General features: G+C 67.8%; 20 protein-coding genes and 3 pseudogenes. 7 read left to right on the forward strand and 16 right to left on the reverse strand.

Annotation, left to right across the window (positions count from 1 at the left end; all coding sequences use genetic code 11):
• Positions 1-7 precede the first annotated feature (7 nt).
• The 4 genes and pseudogenes from coaD to GVO57_RS04850 form a co-directional block, all read right to left on the reverse strand.
• Entirely contained in the window at positions 8-508 is a 501-nt protein-coding gene (gene coaD, locus GVO57_RS04835) for a pantetheine-phosphate adenylyltransferase (protein WP_160593827.1), read from the reverse strand.
• A gap of 2 nt (positions 509-510) precedes the next feature.
• Positions 511-1,413 (reverse strand): polyprenyl synthetase family protein, encoded by a 903-nt coding sequence (locus tag GVO57_RS04840; RefSeq protein WP_160592216.1) that lies wholly within the window; start codon positions 1,411-1,413, stop codon positions 511-513.
• Positions 1,414-1,446: 33 nt separating this feature from the next.
• Positions 1,447-1,689 (reverse strand): exodeoxyribonuclease VII small subunit, encoded by a 243-nt coding sequence (locus tag GVO57_RS04845; protein WP_160592217.1) that lies wholly within the window; start codon positions 1,687-1,689, stop codon positions 1,447-1,449.
• A gap of 75 nt (positions 1,690-1,764) precedes the next feature.
• Positions 1,765-3,269 (reverse strand): annotated as a pseudogene (locus GVO57_RS04850) (replicative DNA helicase).
• Between the two features lie 222 nt (positions 3,270-3,491).
• Between GVO57_RS04850 and GVO57_RS04855 the strand changes: the two are divergent.
• Genes GVO57_RS04855 through dcd form a run of 3 tightly spaced genes read left to right on the forward strand, consistent with a single transcriptional unit; the run spans position 3,492 to position 4,977 of the window.
• On the forward strand, positions 3,492-3,974 hold the full coding sequence (locus GVO57_RS04855) for a UPF0262 family protein (protein ID WP_160592218.1): 483 nt from the start codon (positions 3,492-3,494) through the stop codon (positions 3,972-3,974).
• Between the two features lies 1 nt (position 3,975).
• The gene (locus GVO57_RS04860) at positions 3,976-4,410 is read left to right on the forward strand and encodes a cytidine deaminase (protein WP_160592219.1); all 435 of its coding nucleotides are present in this window, start codon (positions 3,976-3,978) and stop codon (positions 4,408-4,410) included.
• 12 nt (positions 4,411-4,422) lie between these two features.
• Entirely contained in the window at positions 4,423-4,977 is a 555-nt protein-coding gene (gene dcd, locus GVO57_RS04865; RefSeq protein WP_160592220.1) for a dCTP deaminase, read from the forward strand.
• Positions 4,978-5,180: 203 nt separating this feature from the next.
• Here the strand turns inward: dcd and GVO57_RS04870 are convergent, their stop codons facing one another.
• Positions 5,181-5,477 carry a chorismate mutase gene (locus GVO57_RS04870; protein WP_233281477.1) on the reverse strand — a complete coding sequence of 99 codons (297 nt, stop codon included), beginning with the start codon at positions 5,475-5,477 and terminating at the stop codon, positions 5,181-5,183.
• A gap of 136 nt (positions 5,478-5,613) precedes the next feature.
• Between GVO57_RS04870 and GVO57_RS04875 the strand changes: the two genes are divergently transcribed.
• Positions 5,614-6,627, forward strand: coding sequence for a polyprenyl synthetase family protein (locus tag GVO57_RS04875; protein WP_160592221.1), 1,014 nt, complete (start codon positions 5,614-5,616; stop codon positions 6,625-6,627).
• Positions 6,628-6,637: 10 nt separating this feature from the next.
• Here the strand turns inward: GVO57_RS04875 and GVO57_RS04880 are convergent, their stop codons facing one another.
• From GVO57_RS04880 to GVO57_RS04920, 9 genes and pseudogenes are all read right to left on the reverse strand, one after another.
• Positions 6,638-7,576 (reverse strand): glutaminase, encoded by a 939-nt coding sequence (locus GVO57_RS04880; RefSeq protein ID WP_160592222.1) that lies wholly within the window; start codon positions 7,574-7,576, stop codon positions 6,638-6,640.
• A gap of 104 nt (positions 7,577-7,680) precedes the next feature.
• Entirely contained in the window at positions 7,681-8,379 is a 699-nt protein-coding gene (phoB, locus tag GVO57_RS04885; RefSeq protein WP_160592223.1) for a phosphate regulon transcriptional regulator PhoB, read from the reverse strand.
• Complete coding sequence (gene phoU, locus GVO57_RS04890; protein WP_160592224.1) at positions 8,379-9,071, reverse strand: phosphate signaling complex protein PhoU; 693 nt, start codon at positions 9,069-9,071, stop codon at positions 8,379-8,381. The genes phoB and phoU overlap by 1 nt, the downstream gene beginning before the upstream one ends.
• 11 nt (positions 9,072-9,082) lie before the next feature.
• Positions 9,083-9,862, reverse strand: a complete 780-nt coding sequence (gene pstB / locus GVO57_RS04895) for a phosphate ABC transporter ATP-binding protein PstB (protein WP_160592225.1) — start codon at positions 9,860-9,862, stop codon at positions 9,083-9,085.
• Positions 9,863-9,865: 3 nt separating this feature from the next.
• Positions 9,866-11,161, reverse strand: coding sequence for a phosphate ABC transporter permease PstA (gene pstA / locus GVO57_RS04900; protein ID WP_160592226.1), 1,296 nt, complete (start codon positions 11,159-11,161; stop codon positions 9,866-9,868).
• A pseudogene (pstC, locus tag GVO57_RS04905) lies at positions 11,154-12,529 on the reverse strand (phosphate ABC transporter permease subunit PstC). Before pstC ends, pstA begins: the two are co-directional and overlap by 8 nt.
• A 2-nt stretch (positions 12,530-12,531) precedes the next feature.
• Positions 12,532-13,590 carry a substrate-binding domain-containing protein gene (locus GVO57_RS04910; RefSeq protein ID WP_160592227.1) on the reverse strand — a complete coding sequence of 353 codons (1,059 nt, stop codon included), beginning with the start codon at positions 13,588-13,590 and terminating at the stop codon, positions 12,532-12,534.
• Between the two features lie 73 nt (positions 13,591-13,663).
• Positions 13,664-14,782 carry an ATP-binding protein gene (locus tag GVO57_RS04915; protein ID WP_160592228.1) on the reverse strand — a complete coding sequence of 373 codons (1,119 nt, stop codon included), beginning with the start codon at positions 14,780-14,782 and terminating at the stop codon, positions 13,664-13,666.
• A 124-nt stretch (positions 14,783-14,906) separates the two neighbouring features.
• Complete coding sequence (locus GVO57_RS04920) at positions 14,907-15,605, reverse strand: HAD-IA family hydrolase (RefSeq protein ID WP_233281538.1); 699 nt, start codon at positions 15,603-15,605, stop codon at positions 14,907-14,909.
• Positions 15,606-15,779: 174 nt separating this feature from the next.
• Here GVO57_RS04920 and glmU point away from each other — a divergent pair, with 174 nt between their 5' ends.
• Positions 15,780-17,078: a bifunctional UDP-N-acetylglucosamine diphosphorylase/glucosamine-1-phosphate N-acetyltransferase GlmU gene (glmU, locus tag GVO57_RS04925; RefSeq protein WP_233281539.1), complete on the forward strand. Its 1,299-nt coding sequence runs from the start codon at positions 15,780-15,782 to the stop codon at positions 17,076-17,078.
• A 135-nt stretch (positions 17,079-17,213) separates the two neighbouring features.
• Positions 17,214-19,049, forward strand: coding sequence for a glutamine--fructose-6-phosphate transaminase (isomerizing) (gene glmS / locus GVO57_RS04930; RefSeq protein WP_160592231.1), 1,836 nt, complete (start codon positions 17,214-17,216; stop codon positions 19,047-19,049).
• 207 nt (positions 19,050-19,256) lie between these two features.
• Here the strand turns inward: glmS and GVO57_RS04935 are convergent, their stop codons facing one another.
• Complete coding sequence (locus GVO57_RS04935) at positions 19,257-19,982, reverse strand: PEPxxWA-CTERM sorting domain-containing protein (protein WP_201752691.1); 726 nt, start codon at positions 19,980-19,982, stop codon at positions 19,257-19,259.
• 261 nt (positions 19,983-20,243) lie between these two features.
• A complete protein-coding gene (gene phaR, locus GVO57_RS04940; RefSeq protein WP_407695710.1) occupies positions 20,244-20,795 on the reverse strand; it encodes a polyhydroxyalkanoate synthesis repressor PhaR in 552 nt (183 codons plus the stop codon).
• Here phaR and GVO57_RS15575 point away from each other — a divergent pair.
• Positions 20,794-21,875 (forward strand): annotated as a pseudogene (locus GVO57_RS15575) (alpha/beta hydrolase). The gene phaR and the pseudogene GVO57_RS15575 overlap by 2 nt on opposite strands.
• The last annotated feature ends 5 nt before the right edge of the window (positions 21,876-21,880 follow it).

Below are 21,880 nucleotides of genomic sequence, written 5' to 3' on the forward strand. Positions count from 1 at the left end.
AATAGGGCTAGCTGCCCCGGCGGCCAAGCCTTTCGACGCGCGCCGCCACCTCGCCTGCGACAAGCGGCGGCACAAACCGGCTGATATCGCCGCCATAAAGGGCGATTTCCTTCACCAGCCGCGACGCAATCGGCTGCAGCGAGACATCGGCCATCAGGAACACCGTCTCGATGCGGTCGTTGAGCTGCTGGTTCATCCCCGCCATCTGATATTCATATTCGAAATCGGCGACCGCGCGCAGCCCGCGCACGATGATGCCCGCACCCTGCCGCTCGGCAAACTCCATCAGCAGCGAATCGAAGCTGACGACCTCGATCGCCCCGTCGACCTCGGCGGTTTCGCGGCGGACCATCGCCATCCGCTCCTCGACGCTGAACATCGGCGATTTGGACGGGTTGGTGGTGACGCCGATCACCAGCCGGTCGACCAGCTTCGCCCCGCGCCGGATGATGTCCATATGCCCGAGGGTGACCGGATCGAACGTGCCCGGATAGACGCCGATGCGCATCGTCACCGGTCCCGCGCGATCGTGTAGCGGGCGAGCGCGCGCAGCAGATCGGCCTTCTCGCCAAAGGAGTTGAGATGCGCGATCGCCTGTTCGACCAGCATCTCGGCCTGGGCGCGCGCCTGTTCGCGGCCCAGATGGCCGATAAAGGTCGCCTTGCCCGCCGCCGCATCCTTGCCGACCGCCTTGCCGGCCGCCTCGGCGGTGCCTTCGGCATCGATCAGGTCGTCGGCGATCTGGAACGCCAGCCCCAGATTGCGGGCATAGGCGCGCAGGCCGGTGCGCCCCTCGGGCGGAACGCGGCCAAGGATCGCGCCCGCTTCCAGCGAGACCGAGATCAGCGCCCCGGTCTTCAGCTGTTGCAGCCGGGTGACGGTCGGCAGGTCGAACAGCGCCTGTTCGGCCGCCAGGTCCATCATCTGGCCCCCGGCCATGCCCGACGGGCCGCTCGCCCGTGCCAGTTCAAGGCACAGCTCGGCGCGCACGAACGGATCGGCATGGGTGCGTTCGTCGGCCAGCAGCTCGAACGCCAGCGCATGCAGCGAATCGCCGGCGAGGATCGCCGTCGCCTCGCCGAACGCCTTGTGCACGGTTGGCTTGCCGCGGCGCAGATCGTCATCGTCCATCGCCGGCAGATCGTCATGGATCAGCGAATAGACATGGATGCACTCGATCGCCGTGCCGACGCGCAGCGCCGCCTGACGGTCGACCAGGAACAGATCGGCAGCCGCGCAGACGAGCAGCGGGCGCAGCCGCTTGCCGCCGCCGATCGCGGCATGGCGCATCGCCTCGTACAGCGGGCGGCGCGGATCTTCCGGCAGCGGCAGCAGCAGGTCGAACTGATGATCGATGTCGGCGGCGATGCGCTGCATCGCTGCGGTCAGGCTGGTCGCGGCGATGCCGTGCATGATCTCCCCCAAAGCTACTGGCAAACTATCTGGTCAGGCGTCGAATGGCTGTGTGCCGGCGGGCTGGCCGTCCGGGCCGAGCGTGATCTTCTCGATCCGCGCCTGGGCGGCGGCCAGCCGGGCCTCGCACTGGGCGCGCAGCCGGTCGCCCTCGGCATAAAGCGAGATCGATTCGTCGAGCGGCACGTCGCCGCGCTCCAGCCGGCCGACAATCGCCTCCAGCCGCTTCAGCGCATCCTCGAACGACAGGGATTCCACTTCGGCATGTTCCGTCATGGCGGCAGCTATGGGCGAGCGCGGGGCCGCCGGTCAACGGGCGACGGGATGGGGCCGTATTTGGTCCCGGCCCGCTTACGGCATCTGCGCGGGCAGATAGCTGTCATCGACATAGTCGCTGAACCGTGTGATGCTCGAATCGAACTTCAGCCTGACCTTGCCGGTCGCGCCGTGGCGCTGCTTGGCGATGATCAGTTCGGCGCGCTGGAACGCGTCCTGCATGTCCTGCTGCCACTGGCGATAGGCTTCGTCGATCTTGGGATCGCTGCTGTCGGCCTTGGGCTCGCGCGCGGCGACATAATATTCCTCGCGGAACACGAACAGCACGATGTCGGCGTCCTGCTCGATCGAGCCGGATTCGCGCAGGTCCGACAGCTGGGGGCGCTTGTCCTCGCGCTGCTCGACCGCGCGGCTGAGCTGGGACAGCGCCATCACCGGGACATGCAGTTCCTTGGCGAGCGTTTTGAGCCCGCGGCTGATCTCTGAGATTTCCTGCACGCGGTTGTCGCCGCCGCCCCGCGACGATCCGGTCAGCAGCTGCAGATAGTCGACGATGATCAGACCGATGCCATGCTTGCGCTGCATGCGCCGGGCGCGGGTGCGCAGCGCGGCGATGGTCAGCCCCGGCGTGTCGTCGATGTAGAGCGGCAGTTCCTCCAGCTCGGCGGCGGCGCGGGCGAATTTGTTGAACTCGTCCCGGCTCAGCTCGCCCTTGCGGATCTTGGAGCCGATCACCCCCGACTGTTCGGCAAGGATGCGGGTCGCCAGCTGGTCCGCCGACATTTCGAGGCTGAAAAAGGCGACGCGCGCGCCCAGCGACTTTTCGGGCGGAATGCCGTCGGCCATGTCGCGCATCCAGCGCTGGGCGGCGTTGAAGGCGATGTTGGTCGCCAGCGACGTCTTGCCCATGCCGGGACGGCCGGCCAGGATCAGCAGGTCGGACCGCTGCAGGCCGCCGGTGCGGGCGTTCACATCGGCAAGCCCCGTGGTGACGCCCGAAATATGCCCGCCGGAGTTCTGCGCCCGCTCGGCCAGTTCGACCGCCATCCGCGTCGCCTGGACGAAGCTTTTGGTGCCGCCGCCCTCGCCCCCTGTTCGGCGACGCGGTAGAGCGCGGTCTCGGCGTCCTCGACCAGCCCCTTGGGATCGATCGCATCCGATGTGTCGAGCGCCTTTTCGACCATGTCGCGCCCGACGCCGACCAGCTCGCGCAGCAGCGCCAGATCATAGACCTGCTGGGCAAAGTCGCGCGCGCCGATCAGCGCCGCGCCATTGCCGGTCAGCTGCGCCAGATAGGCCGGGCCGCCCAGTTCGCGCATCGCCTCATCGGCGTCGAACATCGGCTTCAGCGTCACCGGATTGGCGACCATGTTGCGGTCGACCAGCCGCAGGATCGCATCATAGATGCGCCCGTGCAGCGGCTCGAAGAAATGTTCGGGCTTCAGCTTCAGCTGGACATCCTCGACCAGCCGGTTGTCGATCATCAGCGCGCCAAGCAGCGCGGCCTCGGCCTCGACGTTGCGCGGCAGGCTGGGCGGCTGGCCCTCGGCGGGGGGAAGGAGACGAAGCGGTTCGGCCATGTTGGTTCCGGTCTGGTGCGGGTGCCGCGCGGTCCGGCCCGCCAGACCCGCGGATGCGGGCGGGGCGCGGACCGTGGCGGAAGTCGGTGCCAGTGTCGCGCGTTCGCGCGCCAGGCTCAAGCCAGCAAGTCTGTGGATGATTTTGTGGGCAACCCGCGCCCTCTCATGCCACCCGCCCGATTCCCGTTGAGCGCGCCGCGGTTCGTGCCTAAACCGGGGTGAATGGGCGATCCGCGCATCATCGCTGTCGATCTGGACGAGCACACGATCCTGTGGCGCAGCGCCGATGTCGAGCAGGAACGCCGCATCGCCATCTTCGACCTGCTCGAGGGCAATCATTTCGCGCCGCAGCGGCCGGCCGCCGACGGCTATGCCGGGCCCTACCGCATCCGCCTGAGGGTGGAGGAGGGGCGGCTGGCGATCGACATGTTCCGCGACGATTCCACGCATCTGGAAACGCTGGTGCTCGGGCTCGCCAGGTTCAGGCGGCCGATCAAGGATTATTTCGCGATCTGCGACAGCTATTACCAGGCGATCCGCCAGGCCTCGCCGCAGCAGATCGAGACCATCGACATGGCCCGCCGGGCGATCCACAACGACGCCGCGCAGCTGCTCGTCGAACGGCTGGAGGGCAAGATCACCGTCGATTTCGACACTGCCCGCCGGTTGTTCACGCTGATCTGCGTGCTCCACATCAAGGGATGAGATGAACGACCTGATCGAAGCCGCCCGCGCCGCCGCGGCCTTTGCCCATGCGCCCTATTCCCGGTTCGGCGTCGGGGCGGCGCTGCGCCTGGCCGATGGCCGGATCATCACCGGCAGCAACATGGAAAATGCCAGCTATGGCCTGTCGCTGTGCGCCGAGACGGTGGCGCTGGCGCGCGCGAACTGTGAAGGCCATCTGGCCGATGTCGTCGAGGTGGCGGTGATCGGCGGCGCGCTCGGCCCCGACGGGCGGATCAGCGGCACCGCCCCGGTCACGCCCTGCGGCCGCTGCCGCCAAATGCTGAACGAGGCCGCGCAGCTCGGTCGCCGCGACCTGATGATCCACTGCGCCGCGGCCGAGGGTGGCGAGGTGATCAGCCTCGCTTTGTCGGCGCTGCTGCCCCATGCCTTCGGCCCCGCCGATCTCGGGCTTTGACGGAGCGACCCCATGGCCATTCTATCCGACCGCTGGATCCGCGAGCAGGCGCTGTCCGAGCGGATGATCGAACCGTTCGTCGAGGCGCAGCGCCGCGACGGCTGCATCAGCTATGGCCTGTCCAGCTATGGCTATGACGCGCGCGTCGCCGACGAGTTCAAGATCTTCACCAATGTCGACAGCGCGATCGTCGATCCCAAGGATTTCGCCGCGAACAGCTTTGTCGACCGCAAGACCGACATCTGCGTCATCCCGCCCAACAGCTTCGCGCTGGCGCGGACGGTCGAATATTTCCGCGTGCCGCGCGACGTGCTGGTCATCTGCCTCGGCAAATCGACCTATGCGCGCTGCGGCATCATCGTGAACGTCACCCCGCTCGAACCGGGCTGGGAGGGCCATGTGACGCTGGAGTTTTCCAACACCACGCCGCTGCCTGCCAAAATCTATGCGAACGAAGGCGCGTGCCAGTTCCTGTTCCTGAAAGGCAATGAGCCCTGCGAGGTCAGCTATGCCGACCGGGCGGGCAAATATATGGGCCAGCGCGGGGTGACGTTGCCCCGGCTGTAACCGGCGGGTGTTTTGGGCTGAGGAGAACGGCACCGGGGAGTTGTTTGTTCGCGGCGCCGGCCCGCTCCCCCACCCGGCCTCCCATAGCGTAACCTGCCGTTGGGAGGCCGGGTGGGGGTGCGGGCCGGTGCCGACCCTGCGCCGCAAGGCGCAGCACAAACACACCGCCCCCGCGCCGCATGGCGCGGCACCACAACCTCGCCCTAGCCCTGCTGCATCCGCGCATGGTGGCGGATGACCTCGTCGATCACGAAGCGCAGGAATTTCTCCGAAAACTCGGGGTCCAGCCGTGCTTCGATGGCCAGCCGGCGCAGCCGCGCGATCTGCTGGTCCTCGCGGCCGGGATCGGCGGGGGGCAGCCCGTGTTCGGCCTTGTAGGCGCCGACCGCCTGGGTGATCTTGAAGCGTTCCGCCAGCATGAACACGAGCGCGGCATCGATATTGTCGATGCTCTCGCGATACCGGCGCAGCTGTTCATCGGCCGTCATCATCATCCCCATCTGATGCCCATCCGCGCCAGACAAGACACTGGCCGGCGGGGGCGCAAGGCTTTTCTCAGTCGTGCGCCCGTCTTCGCCTGGTCCGGCCGCCGCTTTGCCTTGTCTTTCGCGCCCCGGTCGGCCACAGGGGCGGGGCATGAGCGCAACACTCCACCGTATCGACGCGGGCCGGCCGCCATCGCTCGACCCGATGATGGCGCTCGTCGCGTCCGACATGAATGCGGTCAATGCGGTCATCCTCGACCGGATGCAGTCCGATGTGCCGCTGATCCCTGAGCTGGCCGGGCATCTGATCGCCGGCGGCGGCAAACGGATGCGCCCGATGCTGACGCTCGCCTGTGCGCGGCTGCTCGACTATCCGGGCACCCGCCACCACAAGCTCGCCGCGGCGGTGGAGTTCATCCACACGGCCACCCTGCTGCACGACGATGTCGTCGACGGATCGGACCTGCGGCGCGGCAAGCGCACCGCCAACATCATCTGGGGCAATCCGGCGAGCGTGCTGGTCGGGGATTTCCTGTTCAGCCGCAGCTTTGAGCTGATGGTCGAGGACGGCAGCCTCAAGGTGCTCAAGATCCTGTCCAACGCCAGCGCGGTGATCGCCGAGGGCGAGGTCAACCAGCTGACCGCCCAGCGCCAGGTCGAGACCAGCGAAGAGCGCTATCTGGACATTATCGGCGCGAAGACCGCCGCTTTGTTCGCTGCCGCCTGCAGGATCGCCGCCGTCGTCGCCGAACGCAACGAGGCCGAGGAACTGGCGCTCGACGCCTATGGCCGCAATCTCGGCATCGCTTTCCAGCTGGTCGACGACGCGATCGATTTCGTCTCGGACGCCGAAACCATGGGCAAGGGCGTGGGCGATGATTTCCGTGACGGCAAGGTGACGCTGCCGGTCATCCTCGCCCATGCGCGCGGTTCGGCCGAGGACAAGGCGTTCTGGCGCGATGCGATGATGGGGTTCCGGGCGAGCGACGCCGATCTTGCCCACGCCCAGACGCTGCTGCGCGCGACCGGGGCGATCGACGACACGCTGGCGGCGGCGCGCCGCTATGGCCAGCGCGCGGTCGATGCGCTGGGCGGGTTCGGGCAGGGCGCGGCTAAGGCCGCACTGACCGAAGCCGTCGCCTTCGCCGTCGCCCGCGCCTATTGAGCGCCGGCCCTCAGGCCGCAAACACCGACCAGCCCATCGCCTCGGCCAGCCGTTCGAGCGCCAGGCTGCCGATCATCGAGCTGCCGCGCGCATTGAGGCCCGGCGACCAGACGGCGATCGACGCCCGGCCGGGCACGACCGCCAGGATGCCGCCGCCCACCCCCGATTTGCCGGGAATGCCGACGCGATAGGCGAACTCGCCCGATCCGTCATAATGGCCGCAGGTCAGCATCAACGCGTTGATCCGCCGCGCCCGGTCCGGCGGCACCAGCACCTCGCCATGCGGGCCGCGCCCGCCCGCCATCAGATAATGGCCGGCGCGGGCGAGCTGGCGGCAGCTCATCGTGATCGCGCACTGGCCGAAATAGACCTGCAGCACATCGGCGACCGCATGGTCGAGCCGCCCGCAGCTCTTGATATAGCTGGCAAGGGCGGCATTGCGGTGGCCGGTCTCCGCCTCCGAAGCGGCGACTTCGGCGTCGATCGCGATCGCGGGATCACCGGCGAGCATCCTGAGATAATCGAGGATCTCGGCGGTCGCGGCCGCTGCCGTCTGCCCGGCCAGGATCACGTCGCTGACGACGATCGCCCCGGCATTGATGAACGGATTGCGCGGTAGCCCCTGTTCATGTTCGAGCTGGACGATCGAGTTGAACGCCGATCCCGACGGCTCGCGCCCGACGCGCTGCCACAGCCGCGCGCCGATGCGGTTGAGCGCCATGGTCAGCGTGAAGACCTTGGAAATGCTCTGGATCGAAAATCCGTGATCGGCATCGCCGCCGACATGCATCTGCCCGTCGGCGGTCAGCACGGCGATGCCGAACCGGTCGGCATCGGCGCGGGCGAGCGCGGGGATATAGTCGGCGACGCGGCCGCGCTGGGGTTCGTGCGCCATGTCGGCGGCAAGGCGGGCAATGATGCGGGCGAGATCAGGGGATTGGGCAGCCATGCCTCACCCTATAGGCGTGTCGGGGCCGGATGCGCTGCCCCCGCTGTCATTCTTCGCGCTGCCGCCGTGTCCGTCGCGGGATCAGCCGCCCCGGAAACCGCTCTTCACAGCTTGCCGTCGGCGTCCAGCGCATAGCCGGCGCTGCGCACCGTGCGGATGATGTCCGGCCGCCCGCCGGCATTGATCGCCTGGCGCAGCCGGCGGATATGCACGTCGACGGTGCGCGGCTCGATATCGGCGTCATGGCCCCAGACGCTGTCCAGCAGCCGCTCGCGCGAGAACACCCAGCCCGGATGTTCGAGGAAATGCTTGAGCAGGCGGAACTCGGTCGGGCCGAGCGCGACCAGCTGCCCGCCCCGGCGCACCTTGTGGCCGACCGTGTCCATTTCCAGATCGGCATAGGTCAGCTGCTCGCCCGCCAGCGCCGGCCGCACGCGGCGCAGCACCGCGCCGACGCGCGCAACCAGTTCGCGCGGCGAAAACGGCTTGGTCACATAATCATCGGCACCGGTTTCAAGCCCGCGGACCCGGTCCTCCTCCTCGCCGCGCGCGGTGAGCATGATGATCGGCACATTCTGCGTCTCGGGCATGCGGCGCAGGCGGCGGCACACCTCGATGCCCGACAGCCCTTCGATCATCCAGTCGAGCAGGACGAGATCGGGGGTGTTTTCCTGCGCGATCAGCAGCGCCTCCTCGCCATCGGCGGTGTGGCGGATCTCGAAATCCTCGCGCTGGAAATGCCAGACGAGCAGCTCGGCCAGCGCGGCGTCGTCCTCGACCAGCAGCATCTTTGCCCGGGCCATCACTGCGCCTCCGTCACATCGTCGCCGCGCTCGCGTTCGGCCATGTGCACGCCCTTGGCGGCGAAATAGACCATTTCGGCGACGTTGGTTGCATGGTCGCCGATCCGCTCCAGATTCTTGGCGATGAACAGCAGATGCGCCGCCTCGCCGATGGTCGCAGGATTTTCCATCATGAAGGTCAGCAGCGTGCGGAACAGGCTGTTGTAGAAATCATCGACCGCCCGGTCGCGCTTGTTGACCTCGATCGCCGCTTCCCAGTCGCGCGCGGCAAAGGCGTCGAGCACGTCGTGCAGCATGTCGCTTGCCAGCTGCGCCATCGCTGGCAGCACCGACAGCGCCTCGATCTGGTGCTGGCGGCCGATCAGCGGCACGCGCTTGGCGATGTTCTTCGCATAATCGCCGATGCGCTCGATCACCGCGGCGATCTTGAGCGCGGCGACCACCTCGCGCAGATCATCGGCCAGCGGCGCGCGCAGGGCGATGATCTGGACCGCGAGCTTTTCGACCGCGGCCTCCAGCTCGTCGATGCGCTTGTCCTCGGCGATGATGCGGCTGGCCGCATCCAGATCGTGCCGGGTGAGCGCGGCCATCGCATGGTCGATCGCCGCCTCGGCGCGGCCGCCCATTTCCGAGATCAGGCCGCGCAGCTTGACGATGTCTTCGTCAAACGCCTTGACCGTATGTTCCTGCATGTCCCGCGTCCTCAGCCATAGCGTCCGGTGATATAGTCCTTGGTGCGTTCCTGCCGGGGATTGGTGAACAGTTCCGACGTCACACCATATTCGATCAGTTCGCCCAGATGGAAAAAGGCGGTGCGCTGCGACACGCGCGCGGCCTGCTGCATGTTGTGGGTCACGATCACGATCGCATAACGCCCGCGCAGTTCGTGGATCAGCTCCTCGATCTTGGCGGTCGCGATCGGATCGAGCGCCGATGCCGGCTCGTCCATCAGGATCACTTCGGGGTCGACCGCGATGGCGCGGGCGATGCACAGCCGCTGCTGCTGGCCGCCCGACAGGGCGGTGCCGCTGTCCGACAGCCGGTCCTTGACCTCGTCCCACAGCCCGGCGCGGCGCAGCGACTGTTCGACAATGCCCTCAAGCTCGCTCTTGCTGCGCGACAGGCCGTGGATGCGCGGCCCGTAGGCGACGTTTTCAAAGATCGACTTGGGGAAGGGATTGGGTTTCTGGAACACCATCCCGACGCGCGCGCGCAGCTGCACCACGTCCATTTCGGGCGCGTAGATGTCCTCGCCGTCAAGCGCGATCCGGCCTTCGACACGGGCATTGCCGATCGTGTCGTTCATGCGGTTGAGCGTGCGCAGAAAGGTCGATTTGCCGCAGCCCGACGGGCCGATGAACGCGGTGACATTTTCCATGTCGACATCGATCGACACGTTCCGGATCGCCTGCTTGGCGCCATAGAACACGCTGACGTCGCGCGCCGTCATCTTGGGACGGGTGGGGGTGGTCGGCTCAGACATGGATCACCAGCGTTGTTCGAAGCGGTTGCGGAGATAGATGGCGACGGCGTTCATCGCGAGCAGGAACACCAGCAGCACGATGATCGCGGCCGAGGTCTTTTCGACAAAACCGCGGCTGACCTCGTCGGACCACAGGAAGATCTGCACGGGCAGCACGGTCGCCGGATCGGAAATGCCGCCGGGCGGCGAGGCGATGAACGCCCGCATGCCGATCATCAGCAGCGGCGCGGTTTCGCCGAGCGCGCGGGCCATGCCGATGATCGTGCCGGTCAGGATGCCCGGCAGGGCCAGCGGCAGGACATGGTGGAACACCACCTGGATGCGGCTGGCGCCGATGCCCAGCGCCGCGTCGCGGATCGACGGCGGCACCGATTTGATCGCGTTGCGCCCGGCGATCACGATCACCGGCATGGTCATCAGCGCGAGCGTCAGCCCGCCGACCAGCGGGGCCGAGCGCGGCAGGTGCCAGGTGTTGAGGAAGATGGCGAGGCCCAGCAGCCCGAAGATGATCGAGGGCACCGCCGCCAGATTGTTGATCGACACCTCGATCAGGTCGGTCCAGCGGTTGCGGGGTGCATATTCCTCCAGATAGACTGCCGACAGCACGCCGATCGGAAAGGCGAGCGCAAGCGTGACCAGCATGGTCAGCAGCGAACCCTTGAGCGCTCCCCAGATGCCGACCATCGCCGGGTCGGTCGCATCGGCATCGCTCAGGAAGGTGAGGTTGAAGCCGGTGCGCACCGCGCCCTTTGCGGCCAGCCGGGCATAATCCGCCTCGGCGCGCGCGGTGCCCTGATGCTTGGCCGCGACGTCGATGGCGTCGGCTGCCGGCACCCAGAGCGGGGCGGTGCGCGACAGCACCGACGGATCGGCCTTGATCGCGCGGCGCAGTTCCAGCCATCCCGCCTCGGACAGCAGCCGCTCGCCGCCCGGCCCGAACTGCTGCACCGCCGTGCGGTTGACCAGATCCTCCAGCCCCGCGGTCGCGAGCAGCCGGTCGGCATCCGCGCCGCCCAGCATCGCCGGCGTGACGGTCAGCCCGGCGCGTGCGAAATCCACGTCCAGCCTGACCTCGGTGCGGGTGAAGCCGCGCCAGCCATTGGCGATCATCACGACCAGCAGAAAGGCAAGGAACGCCGCCGACAGCATCACCGCGCCCAGCCCGATCAGGCGGAACCGGCGTTCGGCGGCGTAGCGCCGCTTGATGCGGCGCTGCATCGCCGCACCTTTCCAGTCGGTCGGCGTGCGCCCGGCCTCGGTGCCGCGCGGGCGCACGCCGGCAAGAACCGTGTCACTCATAGGCTTCCCGATATTTTTTGACGACGCGCAGGGCGACGATGTTGAGCAAAAGCGTGACGATGAACAGCACCAGCCCGAGCGCGAAGGCGGCGAGCGTCTTGGGGCTGTCAAACTCCTGATCCCCGGTCAGCAGCTGGACGATCTGGACGGTCACCGTCGTCACGCTGGCAAAGGGATTGGCGGTCAGGTTCGCGGTCAGCCCGGCGGCCATCACCACGATCATCGTCTCGCCGATCGCCCGGCTGACCGCCAGCAGCACACCGCCGACGACGCCGGGCAGGGCCGCGGGCAGCAGCACGCGGCTGATCGTCTCCGACTGGGTGGCGCCCATGGCAAGCGAGCCGTCGCGCATCGCGCGCGGCACGGCGGCGATCGAATCATCGGCCATCGACGACACGAACGGGATGATCATCACCCCCATGACCAGCCCGGCGGCCAGCGCGCTTTCCGATGTCGCGCTGGCAAGGCCGAGCGCGGCCGCCGCGTCGCGCACGGCCGGGGCCACGGTCAGCGCCGCGAAATAGCCGTAAACGACGGTCGGCACGCCGGCCAGGATCTCGAGCACCGGCTTCATCCAGGCGCGCACCCCGGGGCGGCATATTGGGTCAGGTAGATCGCGCTCATCAGCCCGAGCGGGATCGCGACCAGCATCGCGATGATCGCGCCGATGAAGATCGTGCCCCAGAACAGCGGCACCGCGCCGAACACGCGGTTGATGTCGCCGAACCCGGCCTGTTGCGGGCTCCAGCTGGTGCCGAACAGGAACCCGGCCGGCGACACCATCTGGAAGAAGCGCGCGGATTCGAACAGCAGCGACGCGATGATGCCGACGGTGGTGAGGATCGCGATCAGCGAGGCGAGCAGCAGACCGCCCATCACCAGCCGTTCGACGCGGGTGCGCGCGCGGAAATCGGCGCGGATGCGGGTGAACACGAACGCACCGCAGGCAAAGGCGATCAGGATCGCCGTGGCACCGCCATAAAAGCCGAACCGCGCGGTTGCCGCCGCATAGGCCGGGGCCAGCTGCGCCGACAGCGGGTTGAACGCATTGGCCTGACCCCCTGTGCCGATGCGCCGCGCCTCGCTCAGGATCGCCGCGCGGTCGACCGTTTCGGCAGGCAGCAGCTGTGCCGCCGGCGTCTGCAGGACGGCGTCGGTGACCAGCGCGGGGGCAAAGCTGCTCCACAGCGCGAGGAAGGCGAGCGCGGGCACCACCGTCCAGATCGCGACATACCAGCCATGATAGCCGGGCAGCGAATGGGCGCGCACGCCCGGCACCGATGCTCGCGCCCGGGCGCGGGCACGCCCGGCTGCCCAGCCGACCAGGCCGAGACCGAGAATGAGGATAAGGGTCGACAGCGGCGTCATCGTTATTTCAGCTCCGCCGGATCAAGCGGGGTCAGCTCGGTCGCCACCCGCGCATTGGCAGCCATCACCGCAGGCGGCGCGGGGATCAGGTCGCGGCGCGACAGGTAGGAACCGGGTCGCCAGCCAATCGCATATTCGCCGATGAACTCGCGCAGCCCCGGCACCGCGGCCAGATGCGCTTTTTTGACATAGATGAACAGCGGCCGTGCGCCCGGATAGCTGCCGTCCTGGATCGTCGCGACCGACGGCATCACCCCCTGGATCGCCACCCCGCGCAGCGTGTCGAGATTTTCCTCGAGAAAGCTGTAGCCAAAGGCCCCGATCGCGGTCGGGTTCACGTTGAGCTTCTGGACGATCAGATTGTCATTCTCGCCCGAATCGACATAGGCCCCGTCGTCGCGCAGCTTTGCGCAGATATTCTCGAACTTTTTCGGGTCGCTGCTCTTGAGCGCGCGGGTCGCCGGATCGGTCTCGCACCCCGGTTTCAGCACCAGCTCGACCAGCGAATCGCGCGTGCCCGACGTGCTCGATGGGCCATAGACCTTGATCGGCACCGCCGGCAGCGCGGGGTTGATGTCGCGCCAGGTGCGCGCGGTGTTGGGGCGCCCGAACGGGGCGGCGGCGATGGCGCGGTAGACATCGGCTTCGCTGAGCGCGAGGCGCGGGCCGTTCTTCGCTTGCGCAAATGCCAGGCCATCGACGCCGATCTGCAGCTCGATCACCTCGGTCACGCCGTTGCGCACGCAATCGGCATGTTCGGAGGCCTTGATGCGCCGCGATGCGTTTTCGATATCGGGATAGGCCGCACCCACGCCGGCGCAGAACAGCTTCATCCCCGCGCCGGTGCCGGTCGATTCGACAATCGGCGCCTGGAACTGCGTGAATTTGCGGACAAACTGTTCCGCGACCGCCGTGGTGAAGGGATAGACGGTCGATGATCCCACGACCCGGATCTGCGCGCGCGCGCCGGTGCCGCCGTCATCGGCCGCATCCTGGCAGGCCGACAGCGCAGCCGCGGCAACACCCAGCCCCGCGGCCAGAAACGCCCTGGTCACTTTCATCTGAAACTCAGTCCCAATCGCTTGGTGGCGGTGTGCGACCCGCCAGCCCCCGTCATTCGCGGCTAGCAGCCAATCAGACGCTTCCTGTTACAGTGCTGTTACCGTTTGATGACAGCCGCAGCGGCGCGGGCGGCAGCAGCGCGCTGACCGTCGTGCCCCTGCCCAGTGTCGACTGGATGTCGAGCCGCCCGCGATGCCGTTCGATGATGTGCTTGACGATGGCAAGGCCAAGGCCGGTGCCGCCAAGCGCCCGGCTGCGGCTCGAATCGACGCGGTAGAAGCGCTCGGTCAGGCGCGGCAGATGTTCGGGCGCGATCCCTTCGCCCTCGTCCTCGACGCTCAGCCGGATCATCGACCCCGGCCCGCGCGCCAGGCTGACGGTGATCGGCGTGCCCGGCCGGCCATATTTCATCGCATTGTTGATCAGATTGTGCAGCACCTGCGACAGTTGCGCCCGGTCGCCGGCGACAAAGGGCAGGCTTTCATCAATGTCGGTCACGATGTCGCGGCCGCGCTCGCCGCGCTGGTCGCGCAGCACGGCATGGGTTTCCGCGATCAGGCCGGCCATGTCGATCGCGGTGTCGGGCGCCCGGTATTTCTCGGCCTCGATCCGCGACAGCGACATCAGATCATCGACCAGCCGCTGCATCCGCTGCGCCTCGTCATGCATGATCTTCAGGAACCGCTTGCGCACGGCGACGTCGCCGCCGGCCTTTTCATCGTCCAGTGTCTCGACATAGCCGAGGATCGCCGACAGCGGCGTGCGCAGTTCGTGGCTGGCATTGGCGACGAAATCGACGCGCATCTTTTCCGCCGCATGGCCGGCGCTGCGGTCGACGAGATGGACGAGCCGCCGCGCGTCGGGGAGCATCGCCACCTGCATTTCCCAACGCGTGTCGCGCCCGCCCAGCCCGACCAGCTCGGTCGGCTGCGCATCGGCGGGCGATGCGCCGGCCAGCAGCCGCTCGGCCGCCGCCGGGTGGCGGATGGCGATGCGTGCATCCTCGCCCACCACATGTTCGCCAAGCAGCGTCCGCGCCGCGCGGTTGGCCGCTGCCACCCGCCCGTCGCCGACCAGCAGCACCGGATCGGCAATCGCGTCCAGAATGGCCTCCAGCGGATCGTCGGCGCTGCCCGACGGGGCAGGCGCGGGGGCCGGGGCACAGCCGGCTCCGGCATCTGTTGCGGCCACAGCGCGACCAGCATGGCGATGCCGACCGTCAGATTGGCCCCCAGCACCAGCCCCGACGCGCCGAGCAGCGCGCCCGCGATCAGCCCACCCAGCTGGATCAGGACGGCAAGCAGGATGCGGTCCATCAGCGCGGCTCCTGAGCGGGCACGGCCAGGGCCAGCCGGTCGAGCACGGGGATCAGCTCGTGATAGCCGTCGATCACCGCATCCGCGCCCAGATCCTCGACCGGGCCGGACAGAAAGCCGAAGCTGACCGCGATCACCGGCACCCCGGCGGCGCGGGCGGCGGCGACGTCATAGACCGAATCGCCCAGAAACGCCGCCCGGCCGCCGCCCAGCCGCTCGATCATTGCGTGGATGGGGGCGGGGCTGGGCTTGGCATTGCCCTTGCCCAGCGTGTCGCCGCCGATCAGCGTGTCGAACCGGTCGATCAGCCCCAGATCGGTCAGCAGCGTGCGCGCGAAGCTTTCGAATTTGTTGGTCACGACCGCCAGCCTCGTCCCGCGCGCCGCCAGCGCGTCGAGCGCCGCGACCATGCCCGGATAGGGCACCGACCCGTCGGCGAGATTGGCCCCATACCAGTCGAGCAGCAGCCGGTAGAGCCGGCGGAACTCCGCCTCCTCGGCCCCGCCGCTCAGGGCCAGGCCCCGTTCCAGCATCAGCTTCGCGCCGCCGCCGATCATCGGCCTGACCTGATCGGGGGCGATCAGCGGCCGCCCGCCGGCGGCAAGCGCATGGTTGACCGCGCGCGCCAGCGTCGCGCTGGTGTCGATCAGCGTGCCGTCGAGATCGAAGCCGACAATATCAAAGCCGATGTCGCCAATGGCCGGGGCGGGACTGTCGCCATGGGTTCTCCCTGCTGGGCCGGGTGCCGCGCGATCGGCCCGGTCCCCATCGCCGCCCCTTGCCCCGCCCCGGCCCGCCATGGCAAGCGCGGCCGTGTGACACAGCCAGCCAATCTCGCCGCCATCGTGCTCGCCGCCGGCAAGGGCACAAGGATGAAATCCGCGCTGCACAAGGTGCTCCACCCGCTCGCCGGGCGGCCGATGCTGATGCACCTGCTCGACAGCCTTGCCGCACTCGGCCCGGCGCGGGTGGTGACGGTGGTCGGCAGCGGCCGCGACCAGCTGGAACGGGCGCTGGCAGGGCGCGACGTCAGCCTTGCCGTGCAGGAACCGCAGCTCGGCACCGGCCATGCCGTCCAGCAGGCGGAAGCCGCGCTTGCCGGGTTCGACGGCACGGTGCTGATCCTTTACGGCGACGCGCCGCTGGTTTCGTCCGCAACCATGGCGCGGCTGGCGGCGCGGCTCGACGCCGACGACCGGCCCGCGGTGGCGGTGCTCGGCTTCCGGCCCGCCGATCCGGGGGCCTATGGCCGCATCATCGCGACGCCCGACGGGCGGATCGAAAAGATGGTCGAGCACAAGGATGCCTCGCCCGCCGAACGCGCGGTGACCTTGTGCAATTCGGGGCTGATGGCGGTCCGCGCCGCCGACCTGTTCGCGCTGCTCGCCCGGGTGGGCAACGACAATGCCGCCGGCGAATATTATCTGCCCGACATCGTCATGCTGGCGACCGCCGATGGCCGGGCCTGTGCGGTGATCGAAACCGATGCCGACGAGGTGGCGGGCGTCAACAGCCGGGGCGAACTGGCGGCGATGGAGGCGCGGTGGCAGCAGGCCCGGCGTGCCCGCGCGATGGCCGATGGCGTCACGCTGGTCGCGCCCGAAACGGTATGGTTTTCGCACGACACGCAGCTTGGCCGTGACGTGGTGATCGAACCGCATGTCGTGTTCGGCACCGGGGTCGAGGTGGCCGACGGCGCGGTGATCCGCGCATTCAGCCATCTGGAGGGCGCGTCGGTCGGCCCAGGGGCGGAAATCGGCCCCTATGCGCGGCTGCGCCCCGGCACCGTGCTTGGCCGCGGTGTGAAGATCGGCAATTTCGTCGAGGTGAAAAAGGCGCGGCTGGGCGACGGGGCCAAGGCCAATCACCTGTCCTATCTGGGCGATGCGGAAATCGGCGCGGGGGCCAATGTCGGCGCGGGGACGATCACCTGCAACTATGACGGGTTTCTCAAGCACCGCACGCAGATTGGCGCGGGGGCGTTCATCGGCTCGAACAGCGCGCTCGTCGCCCCGGTCGCGATCGGCGACGGTGCGATCGTCGCCGCCGGATCGGTGGTGACCGCCGATGTGCCCGCAGATGCGCTGGCGCTCGGCCGGGCCGGGCAGACGGTCAAGCCCGGCTGGGCGGCGCGGTTCCGGACGATGATGGCGGCGCGGCGCGCCTCCTGATCATGCTGGCTGATCGTGCTGGCTGAGCGCGCTGCGTGATCCGCATGGGCGGGGCCGGCTGGCGCGGACCGGGCGGCGCAGCTATGCGGTTGGGCGCGCGGACCTGAAACCAATCAACTGAAAGAGCCTTGATCTATGTGCGGCATCATCGCGATCCTTGGCAGCCATGACGTCGCCGACCGGCTGGTCGACGGGCTGAGGCGGCTTGAATATCGCGGCTATGATTCCGCCGGCGTCGCGACCGTGCATGACGGCCGGATCGACCGCCGCCGCGCCGAGGGCAAGCTGGTCAATCTTGCCCGCAAGCTGGCCGGCGATCCGCTGCCCGGTCTGGTGGGGATCGCGCACACCCGCTGGGCGACGCACGGCGCGCCGACCGAGGACAATGCCCATCCCCATGCCGCCGGGCGCGTCACGCTGGTGCACAACGGGATCATCGAGAATTTCAAGCCGCTGCGCGACGAGCTGATCGCCGATGGCCGCGTGTTCACCAGCCAGACCGATACCGAGGTCGTCGCCCATCTGATCGACCGCGAACTGGCGGCGGGCCATGATCCGGAATCGGCGGTGCGCCGGGTGCTGCCGCGCCTGCACGGCGCGTTCGCGCTCGCCGTGCTGTTCCAGGATCATCCCGATCTGCTGATCGGCGCGCGGCTCGGCTCGCCGCTGGTGCTTGGGCATGGCGAGGGCGAAGGCGAGGGCGAGATCTATCTCGGCTCCGATGCGCTCGCGCTGGCGCCGCTCACTCAGAAGATCGCCTATCTGGACGAAGGCGACTGGGTCGTCATCCGGCGCGGCGGCGCGACGGTCTATGATCGCGACAACCGCCCGGTCGACCGGCCGGTCACGCTGTCGGGCATCACCGGCGCGCTGATCGACAAGGGCAATCACCGCCATTTCATGCAGAAGGAGATTTACGAGCAGCCGGTCGTCGTCGCCCAGACGCTCAGCTCCTATCTGCGCCCGGTCGAGGAACAGGTGGCGCTGCCCGATCTCGGCTTTGATCTCAGCCGTATCGGCCGCGTCGCGATCGTCGCCTGCGGCACCGCCTCCTATGTCGGTGCGATCGGCAAATACTGGATCGAGCAGCTGGCGCGCGTGCCGGTCGAGGTCGATGTCGCCTCGGAGTTCCGCTACCGCGAACCCGTGCTCGGCCCCGACATGCTCGGCCTCGTCATTTCCCAGTCGGGCGAGACGGCGGATACGCTTGCGGCCCTGCGGCACATGAAGGCCGAGGGGGTGACGGTTGCCGGCATCATCAACGTGCCGACCAGCTCGATGGCGCGCGAGGTAGATCTGCTGCTGCCGACCCATGCCGGGCCGGAAATCGGCGTCGCCTCGACCAAGGCGTTCACCTGCCAGCTGGCGGTGATGGCCGCCCTGGCCGTCAACCTCGCCCGCGCGCGGGGCCGGCTGAACCCCGCCGAGGAGGCGGAGATCGTCCGCCAGCTGGCCGAAGTGCCGGCGGCGATGAATGCCGCCCTTGCCCATGATGCCGAGATCGAGGCGATGGCGCCGACGATCGCCGGTGCACGCGACGTGCTTTATCTGGGGCGCGGGCCGGATTATCCGCTGGCGCTGGAAGGGGCGCTGAAGCTCAAGGAAATCAGCTACATCCACGCCGAAGGCTATGCCGCCGGCGAGATGAAGCACGGGCCGATCGCGCTGATTGACGATCAGGTGCCTGTCGTGGTGATCGCGCCGTCGGGGCCGCTGTTCGACAAGACGGTGTCGAACATGCAGGAAGTCCGCGCGCGCGGCGGCAAGGTGGTGCTGATTTCCGACGCCGACGGGCTGGCCCAAGCGGGCGACGGGCTGCTGGCGTCGATCGAAATGCCGCGCGTCCACCCGCTGATCGCCCCGCTCGTCTATGCGGTGCCGGTGCAGCTGCTCGCCTACCATGTCGCAGTCGCCAAGGGCACCGATGTCGACCAGCCGCGCAACCTGGCGAAGAGCGTCACCGTCGAGTGATGATTTGACCGGCTGGGTGCCGCTGAACCCCTGATGACGGATTTTGCCGCAACCAGCCTGGTCGTGGCGTCATCCGTCAGTGTGGAGGGGCTCGGGTCGTTCAGCGCTCAGGGCGTTAAGCCGCGACCGATGGCAGCATTATCGTGCCGCGTTGCACCCGCCAGCGTCCAAGCCGGCGGGTACAATATTTTCAGATCCGCGACGCGGTCAGGCGCAGCGTACCGAGGTGCCGTTCCGGCGACGTAGCGTCATGCCTGTCAGGCCGAACCCGCCGATCATCATCGCCCAGGTCGCTGGTTCCGGAATGGCGGCGAAGCTCGTGTCGATGTGCAGACGGAAAGCCAGATCGACGTCATTCTTTGTAAAATCGTCGACCGACAATTTTCGAGTCCGCTCCCAATTCGGATTTTGGGACAGCTTCTTAAAGGCTTTTCCACCAGCATAGAGCGACTCGGAAGGACCATAAAGCCCGACCCAGTCGATGGTTTGATTGCGACCCAGGCCTGGGATCAAGCCGGCCTCGTTCCACACGATGAAGCCCTTCGCTCCCGTTGTGAGAAATATGTTCGCGCTACTGACGTCGACCGAAACCCAACGAAAAGACGGGCCCAGGTCCGCCGGGGCTGTGAACGTCGTTTTGGTAAGACGCGAGCCGCCGGGCCGATCAAACAAACTTAGTTCGAATTCAGGATCGGGGCCGTTCGGTATAAATCCGCGGGTTAGCAGGAGGTCGACTGACAGCAGCTTGCCAGTATATTCCGCAGTGTAGGTCTGTCCTATCTGAGAGTCGCCCGAAAAAAGGGACGGATTGTCAAAAAAGAACTCTGTATCCGCCGGCCGAAAGCCTGCGGCAGGCCAACGTTGGATAACGACCTCCGCTTGAGCCGCGCTGTGAACAGTCATTGCGGCGAGAAGAGCCAGAAAAAATCTCATATTTCCCCCGAAGACGATAGCAATAACAGGCTAAGGCAGGTGTGCTGTTTCTGTCCAGCGGCTCTTCAGCGGTGTTTCGAAACGGGACCGCTTGGTTGTTGCAGCCTCTCCCTCTCACCGACCCTCTCATGCGAAATCACGCCGATGGTGTCGCGACAGCTTGTGGCCGGCAGACGCGGCGGTGTTTCTTGCAGAGGCTGAGGCGCCTCGACCCATAAAGCTCCTTCGGGCGCTGCGTCGTGATGCGCCGGGGCGTGCGGGTCAGCTCAGCCGGTCGATCTTGGCCTGAAGTGCGGCCAGCTGGTCCTTGAGCGCGGCGATGTCGTCGTCCTTGCGGTCGCCCGGCTGCGCGTCGTCCTGGCCCTGGCGGGTCTGGAAGGCGCTGGCGGCGGCTTCGAACATTTCCATGTTGCGGCGCGCGATCTCGGCGAACGGGCCGCCGGCGAACGCGCCCTGCATCGCCTTGTGGAACTGCGCCTGGTTGCGGCGGAACGCCTCCATCGACGCTTCCAGATATTGGGGCACCATCGCCTGCATTGAGTCGCCATACATGGCGATCAGCTGGCGCAGAAAGCTGACGGGCAGCATCGTCTGGCCGCGCTGTTCCTCGTCCATGATGATCTGGGTCAGGACGCTGTGGGTGATGTCTTCGTCGCTCTTGGCGTCGCGAACCTCGAATTCGCGGCCCTCGCGGACCATCTGGGCCAGATGGTCGAGCGTGATGTAGCTCGACGTTTCGGTATTGTAGAGCCGGCGGTTCGCGTATTTCTTGATGATCACGACGCCCTGGGCGCGGTTCGGATTCTTGGCCATGCAGATTGTCCCGCAAGAAAGTTCAGGCCCGGTAGCACCGGCTGTTGATGCGGCGCAACATGGCCCGCGTCCATTACCCTTGTTTATCGATCTGCTCCGCGCCGAACTGGCCGGGGAACCGGTGCGGCTGGCGGCCGCGCTCGCCGGGCTGCGCGCCTTCCAGGCCGCGCCGCGCGCCGCGCCGCTGCCCACCATGCCTGAAGTGGCGCGGGTGGGGCGGGCCTGTGTCCGCGATTATGGGGGAGCGGGGCCGCCAATGCTGTTCGTGCCCTCGCTCATCAACCCGCCGGACATCCTCGACCTGACGGCGGAACAGTCGCTGCTGCGCTGGCTGGCGGGCCGGGGGGTGCGCCCGCTGCTGGTCGACTGGGGTGTTCCCGCGCCGCACGATCCGCATGATGTCGCCAGCCATGTCGAGGCGCTGCTCATCCCGCTGATCGCCGCGCTCGGCACGCCGCTGCATCTGGCCGGCTATTGCCTGGGGGCACGATGGCGCTGGCGGCGGCGGTCCATGTCCGCCCGCTCAGCCTGACGCTGATCGCCGCCCCCTGGCGCTTTTCCGGTTATGACGACGGCGCGCGCGCGGCGATTTCGGCGCTGTGGGATGCCGCGCACCCGGCCTGTGCGACGCTCGGCCTTGTGCCGGTCGAGGTGTTGCAGACCGGTTTCTGGCGTCTCGATCCGGTCCGCACGGTCGCCAAATATGCGCGCTTTGCCGCGATGCCGCCGGGCAGCGCCGAGGCGCGGGCGTTCATCGCGCTCGAGGACTGGGCCAATGACGGCGCGCCGCTGACCTTCGCCGCCGGGCGCGAGCTGTTCGACGATTTCTATGCCGCCGACCTGCCCGGCAGCGGTCGCTGGCGCGTGGGCGGCATGGCGGTGACGCCAGAGGCGCTGACCTGTCCGGCGGCCGAGTTCGTGTCGCGCACCGACCGGATCGTGCCCCCCGGCGCGGCGGCGGGGCTGGCGGAATCGCACCGGATCGATCTCGGCCATGTCGGGATGATTGTCGGCGGGCGGGCGCGGGCGGTGCTGTGGGAGCCGCTGGCCGACTGGCTTTCGCAGGTGCGGCAAAGCTGATACGC

The sequence above is a fragment of the Sphingomonas changnyeongensis genome (genome assembly GCF_009913435.1).
GTDB classification, from domain to species: domain Bacteria; phylum Pseudomonadota; class Alphaproteobacteria; order Sphingomonadales; family Sphingomonadaceae; genus Sphingomonas_B; species Sphingomonas_B changnyeongensis.

Excerpts from the sequence above, each read along its gene's own strand:
- coaD (WP_160593827.1), bottom strand. The coding sequence starts at position 508 with ATGCGCATCGGCGTCTATCCGGGCACGTTCGATCCGGTCACCCTCGGG.
- GVO57_RS04840 (WP_160592216.1), bottom strand. The coding sequence starts at position 1,413 with ATGCACGGCATCGCCGCGACCAGCCTGACCGCAGCGATGCAGCGCATC.
- GVO57_RS04845 (WP_160592217.1), bottom strand. The coding sequence starts at position 1,689 with ATGACGGAACATGCCGAAGTGGAATCCCTGTCGTTCGAGGATGCGCTG.
- GVO57_RS04855 (WP_160592218.1), top strand. The coding sequence starts at position 3,492 with ATGGGCGATCCGCGCATCATCGCTGTCGATCTGGACGAGCACACGATC.
- GVO57_RS04860 (WP_160592219.1), top strand. The coding sequence starts at position 3,976 with ATGAACGACCTGATCGAAGCCGCCCGCGCCGCCGCGGCCTTTGCCCAT.
- dcd (WP_160592220.1), top strand. The coding sequence starts at position 4,423 with ATGGCCATTCTATCCGACCGCTGGATCCGCGAGCAGGCGCTGTCCGAG.
- GVO57_RS04870 (WP_233281477.1), bottom strand. The coding sequence starts at position 5,477 with ATGGGGATGATGATGACGGCCGATGAACAGCTGCGCCGGTATCGCGAG.
- GVO57_RS04875 (WP_160592221.1), top strand. The coding sequence starts at position 5,614 with ATGAGCGCAACACTCCACCGTATCGACGCGGGCCGGCCGCCATCGCTC.
- GVO57_RS04880 (WP_160592222.1), bottom strand. The coding sequence starts at position 7,576 with ATGGCTGCCCAATCCCCTGATCTCGCCCGCATCATTGCCCGCCTTGCC.
- phoB (WP_160592223.1), bottom strand. The coding sequence starts at position 8,379 with ATGGCCCGGGCAAAGATGCTGCTGGTCGAGGACGACGCCGCGCTGGCC.
- phoU (WP_160592224.1), bottom strand. The coding sequence starts at position 9,071 with ATGCAGGAACATACGGTCAAGGCGTTTGACGAAGACATCGTCAAGCTG.
- pstB (WP_160592225.1), bottom strand. The coding sequence starts at position 9,862 with ATGTCTGAGCCGACCACCCCCACCCGTCCCAAGATGACGGCGCGCGAC.
- pstA (WP_160592226.1), bottom strand. The coding sequence starts at position 11,161 with ATGAGTGACACGGTTCTTGCCGGCGTGCGCCCGCGCGGCACCGAGGCC.
- GVO57_RS04910 (WP_160592227.1), bottom strand. The coding sequence starts at position 13,590 with ATGAAAGTGACCAGGGCGTTTCTGGCCGCGGGGCTGGGTGTTGCCGCG.
- glmU (WP_233281539.1), top strand. The coding sequence starts at position 15,780 with ATGAAATCCGCGCTGCACAAGGTGCTCCACCCGCTCGCCGGGCGGCCG.
- glmS (WP_160592231.1), top strand. The coding sequence starts at position 17,214 with ATGTGCGGCATCATCGCGATCCTTGGCAGCCATGACGTCGCCGACCGG.
- GVO57_RS04935 (WP_201752691.1), bottom strand. The coding sequence starts at position 19,982 with ATGAGATTTTTTCTGGCTCTTCTCGCCGCAATGACTGTTCACAGCGCG.
- phaR (WP_407695710.1), bottom strand. The coding sequence starts at position 20,795 with ATGGCCAAGAATCCGAACCGCGCCCAGGGCGTCGTGATCATCAAGAAA.